The organism is Rhodovibrio salinarum DSM 9154 (assembly GCF_000515255.1).
Lineage (GTDB): Bacteria > Pseudomonadota > Alphaproteobacteria > Kiloniellales > Rhodovibrionaceae > Rhodovibrio > Rhodovibrio salinarum.
Genome location: NZ_KI911559.1, coordinates 3166693 through 3181081 on the forward strand (window position 1 = coordinate 3166693; position 14389 = coordinate 3181081).

10 protein-coding genes and 1 pseudogene are annotated in these 14389 nt (G+C 67.1%); all 11 read left to right on the forward strand.

The genetic code is table 11. The annotated features are described in order from the left end of the window. Window positions 1-253: pseudogene (locus RHOSA_RS24825) on the forward strand (ferredoxin:protochlorophyllide reductase (ATP-dependent) subunit N); the annotation flags it as partial. Window positions 254-257: 4 nt separating this feature from the next. Continuing rightward, window positions 258-1880: a ferredoxin:protochlorophyllide reductase (ATP-dependent) subunit B gene (gene bchB, locus RHOSA_RS0114700; RefSeq protein ID WP_027289268.1), complete on the forward strand. Its 1623-nt coding sequence runs from the start codon at window positions 258-260 to the stop codon at window positions 1878-1880. Beyond that, on the forward strand, window positions 1852-5625 hold the full coding sequence (locus RHOSA_RS0114705; RefSeq protein WP_437123672.1) for a magnesium chelatase subunit H: 3774 nt from the start codon (window positions 1852-1854) through the stop codon (window positions 5623-5625). The genes bchB and RHOSA_RS0114705 overlap by 29 nt, the downstream gene beginning before the upstream one ends. A gap of 87 nt (window positions 5626-5712) precedes the next feature. Continuing rightward, the gene (gene bchL / locus RHOSA_RS0114710; RefSeq protein ID WP_027289270.1) at window positions 5713-6609 is read left to right on the forward strand and encodes a ferredoxin:protochlorophyllide reductase (ATP-dependent) iron-sulfur ATP-binding protein; all 897 of its coding nucleotides are present in this window, start codon (window positions 5713-5715) and stop codon (window positions 6607-6609) included. Between the two features lie 26 nt (window positions 6610-6635). Further along, window positions 6636-7352, forward strand: coding sequence for a magnesium protoporphyrin IX methyltransferase (gene bchM / locus RHOSA_RS0114715; RefSeq protein ID WP_027289271.1), 717 nt, complete (start codon window positions 6636-6638; stop codon window positions 7350-7352). Next, the gene (locus RHOSA_RS0114720) at window positions 7349-8791 is read left to right on the forward strand and encodes a BCD family MFS transporter (RefSeq protein ID WP_027289272.1); all 1443 of its coding nucleotides are present in this window, start codon (window positions 7349-7351) and stop codon (window positions 8789-8791) included. Before bchM ends, RHOSA_RS0114720 begins: the two co-directional genes overlap by 4 nt. A 21-nt stretch (window positions 8792-8812) precedes the next feature. After that, window positions 8813-9604, forward strand: coding sequence for a photosynthetic reaction center subunit H (puhA, locus tag RHOSA_RS0114725; protein ID WP_027289273.1), 792 nt, complete (start codon window positions 8813-8815; stop codon window positions 9602-9604). Beyond that, window positions 9601-10308 (forward strand): photosynthetic complex putative assembly protein PuhB, encoded by a 708-nt coding sequence (puhB, locus tag RHOSA_RS22775; protein ID WP_051432181.1) that lies wholly within the window; start codon window positions 9601-9603, stop codon window positions 10306-10308. The genes puhA and puhB overlap by 4 nt, the downstream gene beginning before the upstream one ends. A 216-nt stretch (window positions 10309-10524) precedes the next feature. Beyond that, on the forward strand, window positions 10525-10986 hold the full coding sequence (gene puhC / locus RHOSA_RS0114735; RefSeq protein ID WP_027289274.1) for a photosynthetic complex assembly protein PuhC: 462 nt from the start codon (window positions 10525-10527) through the stop codon (window positions 10984-10986). A 176-nt stretch (window positions 10987-11162) separates the two neighbouring features. Continuing rightward, window positions 11163-12980: a putative photosynthetic complex assembly protein PuhE gene (gene puhE / locus RHOSA_RS24395; protein ID WP_051432182.1), complete on the forward strand. Its 1818-nt coding sequence runs from the start codon at window positions 11163-11165 to the stop codon at window positions 12978-12980. A 77-nt stretch (window positions 12981-13057) separates the two neighbouring features. Next, window positions 13058-14269, forward strand: a complete 1212-nt coding sequence (gene hemA, locus RHOSA_RS0114745) for a 5-aminolevulinate synthase (protein WP_027289275.1) — start codon at window positions 13058-13060, stop codon at window positions 14267-14269. Window positions 14270-14389: the final 120 nt, after the last annotated feature.

Consider the following 14389-nt stretch of genomic DNA (forward strand, 5'->3'; position numbering starts at 1 on the left):
GCATGAGGGCGCGGCCGCGCCGCGCTTGAGCGAGGGGCAGGACGTCGAGAAGCAGCTCGACCGCTGCCACGCGGACGCGCCGGACATGGTGGTCTGCGGGCTGGGGCTGGCGAACCCGCTGGAGGCGCAGGGGATCACCACCAAGTGGTCGATCGAGCTGCTGTTCACGCCGATCCAGGGCTACGAGCAGGCGAAGGACCTGGCGGAGCTGTTCGCCCGGCCGCTCGACCGCAAGACGCGTTTAAAGGTCTAGGCGCATGCAACTGACCGTCTGGACATACGAGGGGCCGCCGCACGTCGGCGCGATGCGGGTCGCCACCGGCATGACCGGCGTGCACTACGTGCTGCACGCCCCGCAGGGCGACACCTACGCCGACCTGCTGTTCACCATGATCGAACGGCGCGACCACCGGCCGCCGGTGACCTACACCACCTTCAAGGAGCGCGATCTCGGCTCGGACACCGCGGAACTGTTCTCCCGGGCGGCCAGGGACGCCTACGACCGCTTCCGGCCCGAGGCGATGCTGGTCGGCTCGTCGTGCACGGCGGAGCTGATCCAGGACGATCCGGGCGGGCTGATGAGTGCCCTCAACCTGCCGATCCCGGTGGTGGCGCTGGAGCTGCCGGCCTACCAGCGCAAGGAGAACTGGGGCGCGGCGGAGACCTTCTACCAGCTGGTGCGCGGCCTGATCGGGCGCAACGACGGGCAGACGCCGGTCGGCAGCCCCGCAGGCGAGCGCCCCCGGGCGAACATTCTGGGCGCCACCGCGCTCGGCTTCCGGCACCGCGACGACGTCGCCGAGATCACCCGGCTGCTAGGCCAGCTCGGGATCGAGGTCAACGTCGCCGCGCCGCTGGGCGCCAGCCCGCACGACCTGCAGCGGATCCCGCAGGCCGACGTCAACATCCCGCTCTACCCCGAGGTCGCGGGCACGCTCGCGCGCTGGCTCAAGCGCGAGTGGAAGATGCCGCAGACCGAGACGATCCCCTACGGCGTCAATGCCACCCGGGAGTTCGTCCAGGAGGTCGCGGAGATCTGCGGGGTCGATCCCGCCCCGGTGCTCGACGCCATGCCGACCCGCCTGCCCTGGTGGTCGCGCTCGGTCGACAGCAACTACCTGACCGGCAAGCGGGTGTTCGTGTTCGCCGACGGCACGCATGCGATCGCCGCCGCGCGGGTCGCCCAGGAGGAGATGGGCTTCGAGGTGGTGGGGCTGGGCACCTACGCCCGCGAGTTCGGCCGGGAGGTGCGCGCGGCGGCGCAGGCCTACGGCGTCGAGGCGCTGATCAGCGACGACTACCTGGAGGTCGAGGCGCAGATCGCCGAGCTGCAGCCCGAGCTGGTGCTGGGCACGCAGATGGAACGCCACATCGCCAAGCGCCTGGGGATCGGCTGCGCGGTGATCTCCGCCCCGGTGCACGTGCAGGACTTCCCCGCGCGCTATTCCCCGGTGATGGGCTTCGAGGGCGCCAACGTCCTGTTCGACACCTTCGTCCACCCGCTGGTGATGGGCCTCGAGGAACACCTGCTCGGCATGTTCCGCGAGGACTTCGAGTTCCACGACGACGCCCGCCCCTCCCACCACGGTCCCGGCGCCCGCGTCGAAGCTCTCGAGCCCGCGCCGCAGCCGGCCCCCGACGCCGCAGTGCCCGAAAAGCAGCTGGAAACGGCTGGCGCCGATGCCGGCGACACCGCCACGCTGGACGCCCCCACCGACGCGCCCGCCTGGACCCCCGACGCCGAACAGGAACTGAAGAAAATCCCCTTCTTCGTCCGCGGCAAAGCGCGCCGGAATACGGAGAAATTCGCCCGCGAGCGCGGGCTCAGCAAGATAACGGTCGAGGCCTTGTATGATGCCAAAGCGCACTTCGGCTCATAACAGCACGCCCCTGCGCGTGGTCATCGTGACGCTGGATACGCATCTGGCGAGCGCGACCGAACAGGCGTGCCGTCAGTTACAGCAGCGCGAGCTGCCGGGTCTGGAGCTGAACCTGCACGCGGCTACCGAGTGGAATCGCGATCCCGACGCCCTTGAACGCTGCCGCGAGGACATCGCGCAGGGCGACATCGTCATCGCCTCGATGCTGTTCATGGAAGACCACATCCAGGCGGTCCTGCCCGACCTGCAAGCCCGGCGCGACACCTGCGATGCGATGATCTGCGCGATGAGCGCGGGCGAGGTCATCAAGCTGACCCGGATCGGCCAGTTCGATATGAGCGGCGAGCAGTCCGCGCCGATCAAGCTGCTCAAGCGCCTCAAGGGATCTAAGAAGCCAGGCAGTGGCAGTTCCGGCAGCAAGCAGATGGCGATGCTGCGCCGGGTGCCGAAGATGCTGCGCTACATCCCAGGCACCGCCCAGGACGTGCGCGCCTATTTCCTGACCCTGCAGTACATGCTGGCGGGCTCCACCGAGAACGTCGCCAACATGGTGCGCTTCCTGGTCAACCGCTACGCCGCCGGTACGCGTGCGCCGCTTGCCGGCACCCTGGCCGCGCCAGCGCCGCGCGAATATCCGGACGTCGGCGTCTACCACCCGCGGATGAAGGACCGGATCGCCAGCGACGCCGGCCACCTGCCCCGCCTGTCAGGCGCAAAGGCACGCGTCGGCGTGCTCCTGATGCGCTCCTACGTGCTGGCCAATAACGCGCAGCACTATGACGGCGTGATCCAGGCGCTGGAGGCGCGCGGCCTGGAGGTCGTGCCCGCCTTCGCAAGCGGCCTGGACAACCGGCCGGCGGTCGAGACCTTCTTCATGAAGGACGGCCAACCGACGGTCGACGCCGTGGTCTCGCTGACCGGCTTCTCGCTGGTTGGTGGCCCGGCGTACAACGACGCCGGCGCGGCCGAGGCGATGCTGGAGCAGCTCGACGTGCCCTACATCGCCGCGCACGCCGTGGAGTTCCAGACGATGGAGGCCTGGAAGGCCTCCGAGAACGGCCTGATGCCGGTCGAGGCCACGATGATGGTCGCGATTCCGGAACTGGATGGTGCCACCGGCTCGATGGTGTTCGGGGGCCGGTCGATCAATGCCGACGACGGCCAGCTGCGCGACATGCACGTTCATCCCGAACGCGCCAACATGTTGGCGCGACGGGTCGATAAGCAGGTCCAGCTGCGCAAGTCGGCGCGCAAGGACCGCAAGCTCGCGATCGCGCTGTTCAACTTCCCGCCGAACGCAGGCGCGACCGGCACGGCGGCCTTCCTGTCCGTGTTCGAGAGCCTGCACCGCACGTTGGGCGAGTTGAAGCAAGCCGGCTACACGGTTGACGTGCCCGAGACGGTCGACGAGCTGCGCGCGGCGATCGTCCAAGGCAACGCCGAGCAGTTCGGTGCACTCGCCAACGTCCACCACCGCACCCCGGTCGATCAGCACGTCAAGCGGGAGACCTGGCTGAAGGACATCGAGGCCGCCTGGGGCCCGGCGCCGGGTCGGCAGAACGCCGACGGCCGGCACCTGTTCGTCATGGGCGCACAGTTCGGCAACGTCTTCGTCGGCGTACAGCCCGGCTTTGGCTACGAGGGCGACCCGATGCGCCTGCTGTTCGAGAAGGGGTTCGCGCCGACCCACGACTTCTCCAACTTCTACCGCTACATCAAGGAAGACTTCGGCGCGCACGCGGTGCTGCACTTCGGCACCCACGGCGCGCTCGAGTTCATGCCCGGCAAGCAGACCGGCCTGTCGAACGACTGCTGGCCGGACCGGCTGATCGGCGATCTGCCGAACTTCTATCTCTATGCCGCCAACAACCCATCCGAGGGCATGCTGGCCAAGCGGCGCGGCGCCGCCACGCTGATCAGCTACATGACCCCGCCGCTGGCGCGCGCGGGTCTCTACAAGGACCTGCTCGACCTCAAGCACTCGATCGAGCGCTACCGCGCCCTGCCGCCGCAGCAACAGGACGAGCGAGATCAGCTGACCGAGCTGATTCAGGCGCAGGCGATCAAACTCGATCTGGCGGACGAAGACGCGGCTACCTGGACCGGGGCAACGGCCGAGGAGAACATCTACCAGCTGCACGAAGACGTGCGCGAACTCGAGAACACGCTGATCCCCTATGGTCTGCACACCCTCGGCGAGGCTCCCACGCCGGCGCAGCGGGTCGAGATGCTGACCGCCATGGTGGAGAGCGACGCCGAGGCGGACGGCAAGACCTCCCTGCCCTACGCCACGATCGAGGCACTGGTCGAAGGCCAGAGCCCCGAGCAAGCGCTCCAGGCCGGGGGCCGCAAGCGCGACGCGTCGGCCCTGGACCGCGCGCGCGAGCTGCAGGGGATCGACCGTCAACTGAAGACGCAAACGGAAACGCAGGCGATCCTGCACGCGCTCGACGGCGGCTTTATCCCACCGGCCCCGGGCGGCGACTTCCTGCGCAAGCCGAGCGTTCTGCCGACCGGGCGCAACATTCACGGCTTCGACCCCTTCCGCCTGCCCAGCGCGTTCGCCATGCACGAGGGCCGGCGCCAGAGCGATCAACTGATCGAGCGCTACCGTGCCGATGGCAACGGCTATCCGGAATCGATCGCGCTGGTGCTCTGGGGCACCGACAACCTGAAGAACGAGGGGGCGCCGATCGCCCAGGCGCTCAGCCTGATGGGGGCGGAGCCGCGGTTCGACAGCTACGGCCGGCTGGCCGGCGCGAAGTTGAGCGACCTGGATACGCTGGGCCGGCCGCGGATCGACGTCGTTATGACGCTGTCCGGCATCTTCCGTGACCTCCTGCCGATGCAGACCAAGCTACTGGCCGAGGCGGCCTACCTCGCCGCACAAGCGGACGAGGCGCCGGAATGGAACTTCGTGCGCAAGCACGCGCTCGCCTACATGCAGCAGGAGGGGGTCGATCTGGAGACCGCCGCGCTGCGGGTGTTCTCGAACGCCGAGGGCGCCTACGGCTCCAACGTCAACCAACTGGTCGAAAACGGCCGCTGGAACGACGAGGACGAGCTGGCCGACGCCTACACCAAGCGCAAGTGCTTCGCCTATGGCGTCTCTGGCAGCCCGATGAAGCGCCCTGCGCTGCTGAACCGCATGCTGGGCGACGTCCAGATGGCTTACCAGAACCTCGACTCGACCGAAGTCGGCGTGACCTCGATCGGCTACTACTTCGACACGTTGGGCTCGATCAGCCGCGCCGCCGGCAAGGCGCAACGCGAAAACGGCCAGGCCGCGGCCGGGAACGCCGGCAAGAACGGCGAAATTCCGGTTTACGTCGGCGACCACACCACCGGCAAAGGCAAGGTGCGGACGATCGGCGAACAAGTCGGTCTGGAGACCCGCACCCGCAGCCTGAACCCGAAGTGGTACGAAGGCATGCTGGAAAGCGGCTACGAGGGCGTGCGCCAGATCGAGCAGCAGATCACCAACACCATGGGGTGGTCGGCGACGACCGGCCAGGTGCAACCCTGGGTGTACGACCGCCTGACCCAGACGTTCGTGCTCGACGACGAGATGCGCGAACGCCTGGCGCAGCTCAACCCGGCCGCGTCCGCGCGCATGGCCAACCGACTGATCGAGGCGCACGAGCGCAACTACTGGACCCCGGACGACGCGACGCTGGAGGCCCTGCGGCGCTTCGGCGAGGAGCTCGAGGACCGGCTCGAGGGCATCGACGAAGCCGCGGCCTAACATGCGCCGCATCCGTCCTGGCACGCCGCCGGGACATCATTCGCCGCCCTTGTGGGATGGCACGGCTGGGCAACAAGGGAGAGCCTCATGAGCACACTCACCGCGCGACGCAGCGGACCGACCCGGGGTGACGGCGACGGCAGCGTCCAGGTCAAGCTGGACCCGCGCGACGAGATTCAGGGGGCGCAGGTCTTCGCGGTCTACGGCAAGGGCGGCATCGGCAAGTCGACCACCTCGTCGAACCTCTCCGCGGCCTTCTCGCACCTCGGCAAGCGGGTTCTCCAGATCGGTTGCGATCCCAAGCACGACAGCACCTTCACGCTGACCGGCAAGCTGGTCCCGACGGTGATCGACGTGCTGCAGTCGGTCGATTTCCATCCCGAGGAGCTACGCCTCGAAGACTTCGTCTACGAGGGCTACAATGGCGTGATGTGCGTCGAGGCCGGCGGACCGCCGGCCGGTACCGGCTGCGGCGGCTATGTGGTCGGCCAGACGGTCAAGCTACTCAAAGAACACCACCTGCTGGAAGACACCGACGTGGTGATCTTCGACGTGCTGGGCGACGTCGTCTGCGGCGGCTTCGCCGCGCCGCTGCAACACGCCGAGCGGGCGTTGATTGTCACCGCCAACGACTTCGACAGCATCTTCGCGATGAACCGGATCGTCGGCGCCATCCAGGCGAAGTCGAAGAACTACAAGGTCCGGCTCGGCGGGGCGATCTGCAACCGCTCGCACGGCACCGATCAGCTTGACCTCTACAACGAAGCGGCCGGGCTGAAGACGATGGCGCAGATCAAGGACTACGACGTCATCCGCCGCAGCCGGCTGAAGAAACGCACGCTGTTCGAGATGGAGGGCGAGGACGCCGAGGCGATCCAGCAGGACTACCTGCAACTTGCCCAGAAGCTCTTGAGCGGCAGCGAGGCGCTGGAGGCCAAGCCGCTCAAGGACCGGGAAATCTTCGACCTGCTCGGCTTCGAGTAACTGCGCACGCGAGATCGCAACCTAGCATGACCCAAACCAGCTACCAGCAACGCCGCAGCCAGCTCGCGGAGTACTTCGACCGTACCGCGGCGACGGCTTGGCAGCGCCTGACCTCCGACGCCCCGGTGAGCCGCATTCGCGCCACCGTGCGGGAGGGGCGTGCGCAGATGCGGGAAACGCTGCTGGACTGGATGCCCGCCGACCTGACCGGCCGCCGCTTGCTGGATGCCGGCTGCGGCACCGGTATGCTGTCGGTCGAGGCCGCGCGCCGCGGCGCCGAGGTGGTTGCGGTCGATATCTCGCCCACGCTGGTGGACCTCGGCCGACAGCGCCATGCCGAAGCGGTGGAAGCCGGCCACGCCAAGCCGGGCGCCGTCGACTTCCGGGTCGGCGATATGACCGATCAGGAGCTTGGCACCTTCGATCATGTCGTCGCGATGGACTCGATCATCCACTACAAGCCCGATGACATGGTGGCGATGATCGCCAACCTGGCGGCGATGGCCGAGCGCCAGCTGCTGGTGACCTTCGCGCCGCGCACCCTGCCGCTTACGCTCATGCACCTGAGTGGCCAGTTGTTCCCGCGCGGCGACAAGTCGCCCGCGATCGAGCCGATCCGCGAGACCAAGCTGAAAAAGCTGATGGCGCGCGCGCCGCGTCTGCAAGGCTGGCAGCCCGGGCGCACGCAACGGATCGGCCACTTCTTCTACACCTCCCAAGCGCTGGAGGTGTTGCCGCGATGAAGAAACTGAACGCCCAACTCGCGCAGGGCTGGCAGCAACTCGGACCGCGGTTCCTCCCCTTCGCGGATGCCGCGTCGGCGGAACTGCCGCTCGGCCGGCTACTGCGCCTGTCGCTGTTCCAGGTCTCGGTCGGCATGGCCGTGGTGCTGCTGACCGGTACGCTGAACCGCGTGATGATTCTGGAACTGGACGTGCCGGCCTGGCTGGTTTCGCTGATGGTGGCACTGCCGGTTGTGTTCGCGCCGTTCCGCGCCCTGGTCGGCTTCCGCTCCGACACCCATAAGTCGGTGCTCGGTTGGCGGCGCGTGCCGTATATCTGGATCGGCACGATGCTACAGTTCGGCGGCTTGGCGATCATGCCGTTTGCGCTGCTGGTGCTCTCGGGCGATACGGTGCAGACGGTGCCGCCATGGGTCGGCCAGGGCGCCGCCGGCATCGCCTTCCTGCTGGTCGGCGCCGGACTGCACACGACGCAGACCGCCGGCCTGGCGCTCGCGACCGACGTGGCCCCGGCGGACAAGCGCCCGCGTGTGGTCGCGCTGCTGTACGTCATGCTGCTGGTCGGCATGGTCGCCGCCGCGCTCTCGTTCGGCGTACTGCTCGCCGAGTTCGACCAGATGAAACTGATCCAGGTGATCCAGGGCGCCGCCGCCGTCACGATCATCTTCAACAGCATCGCGCTGTGGAAACAGGAAGCCCGGAACAAGGAACTGACCGCGCCGGATCGCGATCGTCCCAGCTTCACCGAAGCGTGGCGCACGTTCCGGGGTCAGGGCCGCACGCTGCGCCTGCTGACGGCCGTCGGCCTAGGGACCGCCGGCTTTTCCATGCAGGACGTCCTCCTGGAGCCCTACGGCGGTCAGGTGCTGGGCCTCAGCGTGAGCGAGACCACGCTGCTCACCGCCATGTTGGCAGGCGGTATGCTGATCGGCTTCATGCTGGCCGCCCAACAGCTCAACCGGGGCCGGAACCATCACCGGCTGGCGGCGGTCGGCGTGCTGATCGGTCTCGTCGCCTTTTCCCTGGTGATCTTCGCGGCACCGCTCGGCTCGGCCACGATGTTTCGGGCTGGCGCGGTGCTGATCGGCCTGGGCGGCGGGCTGTTTGGCGTCTCAACGCTCACGGCCGTCATGGAGATGGCCGAGGGCAGCGAAAGCGGGATCGCACTGGGCGCCTGGGGGGCCGTGCAGGCTACCGCAATGGGCTGCGCGATCGCGCTGGGCGGCGCTGTGCGGGATGTGGTCAACGGCTTCGCGCTGTCCGGGGCGCTGGGCCCGGCGATGAACCAGGCCAGCACCGGCTACGGGGTCGTTTACCACCTGGAGATCTTGCTGCTGTTCGCGACCCTGGTCGCGGTCGGACCGCTGGTGCGTTCCACTCAGCGGTCAAACGAGAAGACGTCGCAACGGAAGTTCGGTCTGGCCGAGTTCCCCGGCTAGACAAGTGCAAGGAGTAGAGCCATGCCCTTTGGCGCCATTACCGAATATATGGACGTGGCACAGATCGTGCTTTACGTCTTCTGGATTTTCTTCGCAGGCCTGATCATCTACATCCGCCGCGAAGACAAGCGGGAAGGTTATCCACTGGAATCCGACCGCATCGAGAACACCAACCGCATCGTTTTGCAAGGCTGGCCGTCGATCCCCAAGCCCAAGCGTTTCCTGCTCCCCGACGGCAGCGCCTACTTCGCGCCCGACTTTAAGCGCGACGAGCGTCCGGTGCCGGCCGAGCCGGCGGGCAATTTCCCCGGCGCCCCGCTGATCCCGACCGGCGATCCGCTCAAGGACCAGATCGGTGCGGCCGCCTACGCCGAGCGACACGATACGCCCGAGCTGACTTGGCACGGCGAGGCGAAGATCGTGCCGATCAGCCAGGCCGAGGGCTGGAAGGTGATCGACAGCGACCCCGACCCGCGCGGCATGGACGTCTACTGCGCCGATGGCGAAACGGCCGGCACGGTGAAGGAAATCTGGGTCGACAAGCCGGAATCGATCATCCGTTACCTTGAGGTCGATTGCGGCACCGCCCAGGCGGCCAAAAGCGTTCTGGTTCCCTTCTTCCTGACCAAGGTCAAGGGCAACGCCCGGAAGAAGTGGATCGACGTGAAGGCGGTTACCGCCAGCCAGTTCAAGGACGCACCGACGGTGAAGGACAACACCCAGATCACGCGCCTGGAAGAGGACAAGATCATGGGCTACTTCGGCGGTGGTCACCTGCATGCCATGCCGCACCGCGCGGAGCCGCTCTTATGAGCCATGACGATTTCGATTTCGAGCCGATCCCGGGTCTGCCGAAGCGTCCGCCAGAGGGTGAAGAGATCCTCTGGCAGGGCGCCCCGAGCGCCCGGAGCCTGGGACGCTTTCTGTTCAATCTCAGGCTGATCGCGCTCTATTTCGGAATCCTGGCGGCTTGGGGCGCGGCCACGGCGATCTCCGACGGTCGCGGCATCCTCGATGCCGCGACCTCGGTGATCTGGCTGGCCGTCCTCGGGATTGGTGCGATCGCTCTGTTTCAGGGCTTCGCCTGGCTGGTCGCCCGCACCACCGTCTACACCATCACCAACCGGCGGGTGGTGATGCGCATCGGCGTGGCCTTGCCGATCACCTACAACGTCCCGTTCAGGGTGATCGACACCGCCAGCCTCAAAGAGCATAAGGGCGGCGCAGGCAACATCAGCCTGCAGCTGCGCGAAGGCAACAACATCGCCTACCTGCGCCTGTGGCCGCACGTCCGGCCCTGGCACTTCAAGCAGGCCGAGCCGACCTTGCGCGAGGTACCGAACGCACGGCACGTTGCAGAGATCTTGGCAAATGCGTTGCAGCGCTTCGTCAACCAGCCAAGCGGCGCGGCCGAAACGCCCGACCAGACGTCGACGACCGGTGGCAACGCGGATCAAGATGATCGGCAGATGCCGCACATGGCCCAACAGCAGGTGCGCGTCTCGGCGGCCGAATAGGCCGCGCAGAGACGCGCCCTGCGCGCCTTTCTACGCCGCGGCACAGACCGCGGCACACAGAACATCCCGGCGGCCCCCGCCCGCCGCAGACGTAGACGTAGACGCAGACAACCACAGTGCCGCGCAGGACCGCCGACAGCCAACGGCGCCGCGACGGCGCACCGCCCGCGACCCACGAACGGGCCACCGCGAGCCCGAGGAGGAGGACGAAGCGCGATGAGCGACAACCGTGGTGTGGTTCCGCGCAAGGCGATCATTGGCGCTGGCCTGATTCTGGCGATCACGATGGCGTTCGCTGCTTACGGCAGCATCACCGGTTTGAACCTGCCCGGCGAGCCGGACAGCGAACCGCGGACCAGCGTGCCAATCCGAGTCGACGACCGGCCGGATGGGTCGGTCGCCGTCTACGACGCCGATACCAATGAACTGATCGATACGGTCGCCCCGGGCGAAAACGGGTTCATTCGCGGCGCCATGCGCGCGCTCGCCCGCCAGCGGCAAATGCAGAACATCGGCGCCAAGCCCCCCTTCAAGCTGACGCTTTGGGAGAACGGCCGGCTGTCGCTGAAGGACATGGCGACTGGCGAACGGATTTTCCTGGAAGCCTATGGCACAACGAACCGCGACGCCTTCGCAGCCCTACTGGTCACCGCGACCAAGCAACGCGAACGGCAATAGTCCGCCGCACGCAGATCGGGCGGTTTCGAATCAACGCCGCGCGATGCGCGCGTTATCCTGACCGCACCTGTCGGGCGGTTTCGCCGCAACGCGGTCCCGCGCACAGGTAACACCACGCCGGCGCCGATTCGGCATGCGGCACGGGATCAACGGTAACGACGGACACCAGCGCGCACATGGACGCCTACCTCTGGCCAGCGCTGTTCGCCCTGTTCCTCTGGTGGTTCTCCACCGGAGCGGTGATCTATCTGGACGGCCTCCCCCGGCCAACCTTCAAGTGGAGCATGCTGGGAGCATCCGTCGTGCTGGTCGCCGCCCTGTTCGGCATCGGCGCGACGGCAAACGACACGACCCTGAGCGGCGCGTACTGCGCGTTTGCCAGCGGCCTGCTGGTCTGGGGATGGATCGAGCTCAGCTTCTACACCGGCTACGTCACCGGGCCACGCACACACCCCTGTCCCGAGGGCTGCCGAGGCTGGAAGCACTTCGGCCACGCGATCATGACCAGCCTGTGGCACGAACTGGCCATCCTGGCGGGGGCGGCGATCGTGCTGGCGGTCACCTGGGACCAGCCGAACAAGGTCGGTCTGTGGACCTTCGTCGTGCTCTGGTGGATGCACCAGAGCGCGAAGCTCAACGTGTTCCTCGGCGTGCGCAACGTCACCGAGGAGTTCGTTCCGGAACATCTCACCTTCCTGCGCTCCTTCCTGACCAAGCGCACCTCGATGAACCTGCTGTTCCCGGTCTCGGTAACGGTGTCGACGGTGGTGTGCGTCTACCTAGTCGACGCCGCCGTGGCGCCGGGGGCCAGCACGTTCGACGCGGCTGGCTACAGCTTTCTTGCGACCTTGATGACGCTGGCGATCCTGGAGCACTGGTTTCTGATGCTCCCCCTGCCCGCCCAGAAGCTATGGAGCTGGGGCCTGAAGTCGCGTCCCGAGGGACAGCCGTTCGAGGTCGACGTGGTCGCAGGGTTCCTGGGCGCGGGTAAGACCACGTACCTGCGCCGCGCCCTCGCATCGGTCGATCCGAATGTCCCGACCGTGGCGCTGATCAACGACTTCGGTGAGTTGGGGGTCGATGCGTCGCTGCTGTACGGACGTGGCGCGGATGTGGTCGAGCTGCCAAACGGCTGCATCTGCTGCTCGCTCCGCCAAGACCTCGCCCAGCAGCTGCGCGAGGCGCTCGCAACCTACCGGCCGCAACGCATCCTGATCGAGCCGAGCGGAATTGCCGACGTCGCCAGCCTGCTGGGTGTCCTGGAAGAGGCCGACATCAAACCGTTGCTGCGCACCCTGCGCCTGACCACGGTGGTCGACGCGGGCGCTTTCCTGCGCGATTACGCTCAGCTGCCCGAGCATTTCGAGACACAGGCCCGCCTGACGCCGCTGTTCGTGGTCAACAAGATCGATACGGTGAACGAGGGTGAGCTGCAGACCGTCTACGATACGCTGCGCGCCCTGAACCCGCGGGCGGGGATCATCAAGGCAACCTACGGTCAGACGGAAAACGGTACGCCGGACGGCAACAGCCTTGCTCTCCTGTCCGCCGACACCACCAAGGCGCTGGACAGCCAACATACTGCGCACCATGTCCACGACGGCGCCCACGTCGCACCGGATGTCGACCCGGGGCAGCAGCAGAACAGCGAAGACGCGGGCAATGACGAGACGCCCCCCACGCACGTCAACGCACTCGGTCTCGACACCTGGAGCGCACGCTTGACCGGCGCCTGCGATCCGCAGAGCCTGCGGGCGGTGCTGGATGCGGTGGCTTCCGGTGCGTTCGGCGATGTCGCGCGGGTCAAGGGAATCGCCCGCGCGGGGGCCGGCTGGGTGCATTTCGACATGGCCGGGGGACGGTCGTCCGTCGCCGCCTTCGCGCCGCACCGGGACGACGAGCCCCGCGTGGTCGCAATCGGCCGGGAAGTCGACGGCGACCGCTTGAAGGCGGCGTTCGAAGCGTGCCGAACCCCGATCGTGGGGACCTGCTAGCTCCGATAGCCATACGCTGTCGGCAGGCCACTGACCTGCGGGGGCCCAAAGGCGACAGGCGCAGCAGAGAGACGCCAATGGACTACGAAAGCTTTTTCCAGCAACAGATCGGCAGCCTGAAGACGGAAGGCCGCTACCGCGTCTTCGCCGACCTGGAACGCCATGCCGGCGACTTCCCGCGCGCCACCCGTTACGAGGGTGCGGACCGCAGCGACGTCACCGTTTGGTGCTCCAACGACTACTTGGGTATGGGCCAGCACCCCGACGTGCTGGAGGCCATGAAGACCGCGATCGACCGCTGCGGTGCGGGCGCCGGCGGGACGCGCAACATCTCCGGCACGAACCACTATCACGTTTTGCTGGAGCAGGAACTGGCCGCGCTGCACGGCAAGGAGGCCGGCCTGCTATTCACCAGCGGCTACGTCTCCAACTGGGCCGCGCTCGGCACCCTCGCCGCACGCCTGCCGAACTGCGTCGTGTTGTCGGACGCCCTCAACCACGCCTCGATGATCGAGGGGATTCGGCATTCGCGCGCGGAAAAGCGGATCTTCGCCCACAACGATCCCGAAGACCTGGCCCGGAAGCTGGCCGACCTCGATCCGGAACGGCCGAAGCTGATCGCCTTCGAGAGCGTCTACTCGATGGATGGCGACATCGCCCCGATTGCGGAGTTCTGCGAGGTTGCCGAGCACTACAACGCCATGACCTATCTGGACGAGGTGCATGCCGTCGGCCTGTATGGGCCGAACGGCGGCGGCATCGCCGACCGGGAAGGCGTGGCGCACCGGCTGACGGTGATCGAGGGCACGCTCGGCAAAGCGTTCGGGGTGATGGGTGGCTATATCGCCGCGTCCGACGCGCTGTGCGACTTCGTGCGCTCGCATGCTTCCGGCTTCATCTTCACCACCTCCCTCCCGCCAGCCATCGCCGCAGGCGCGCTGGCCAGCGTACGCCATGTCCGAGACGCCCATGAGCTGCGCGCCCGTCAGCAGGACCGTGTCGAGAAGGTTCGCCGTTGGCTGGACGATGCGGGGTTGCCGCATCTGCCGAATCCGAGCCACATCGTTCCGGTCATGGTCCGCGATGCCAAGCAGTGCAAGGCCATCACCGACCGGTTGCTGAGCGAGCATGGCATCTACGTCCAGCCGATCAATTACCCGACCGTCCCGAGGGGTGCCGAACGACTGCGTCTCACCCCCTCGCCCCTGCACAGCGATCAGGACATCGAGCAATTGGTCGATGCGCTGTCGATCGTCTGGGCGGAACTCGGAGTCCAGTGCGCGGCTTAGGCCCGCCGGACTCAGAGCTTTCGCCGTCGCCAAGCCAGTTTCCTGCTCACGCACCCGATTCCGATCTTCGCATAGGGCCTTTTGCGGGCGTGAATTGATTCACGTCAACGCGGGCTTACA

What these genes read in the sequence shown, in the direction of transcription:
- bchB (WP_027289268.1), top strand. Translation starts at nt 258, where the DNA reads ATGCAACTGACCGTCTGGACATACGAGGGGCCGCCGCACGTCGGCGCG.
- RHOSA_RS0114705 (WP_437123672.1), top strand. Translation starts at nt 1,852, where the DNA reads ATGATGCCAAAGCGCACTTCGGCTCATAACAGCACGCCCCTGCGCGTG.
- bchL (WP_027289270.1), top strand. Translation starts at nt 5,713, where the DNA reads ATGAGCACACTCACCGCGCGACGCAGCGGACCGACCCGGGGTGACGGC.
- bchM (WP_027289271.1), top strand. Translation starts at nt 6,636, where the DNA reads ATGACCCAAACCAGCTACCAGCAACGCCGCAGCCAGCTCGCGGAGTAC.
- RHOSA_RS0114720 (WP_027289272.1), top strand. Translation starts at nt 7,349, where the DNA reads ATGAAGAAACTGAACGCCCAACTCGCGCAGGGCTGGCAGCAACTCGGA.
- puhA (WP_027289273.1), top strand. Translation starts at nt 8,813, where the DNA reads ATGCCCTTTGGCGCCATTACCGAATATATGGACGTGGCACAGATCGTG.
- puhB (WP_051432181.1), top strand. Translation starts at nt 9,601, where the DNA reads ATGAGCCATGACGATTTCGATTTCGAGCCGATCCCGGGTCTGCCGAAG.
- puhC (WP_027289274.1), top strand. Translation starts at nt 10,525, where the DNA reads ATGAGCGACAACCGTGGTGTGGTTCCGCGCAAGGCGATCATTGGCGCT.
- puhE (WP_051432182.1), top strand. Translation starts at nt 11,163, where the DNA reads ATGGACGCCTACCTCTGGCCAGCGCTGTTCGCCCTGTTCCTCTGGTGG.
- hemA (WP_027289275.1), top strand. Translation starts at nt 13,058, where the DNA reads ATGGACTACGAAAGCTTTTTCCAGCAACAGATCGGCAGCCTGAAGACG.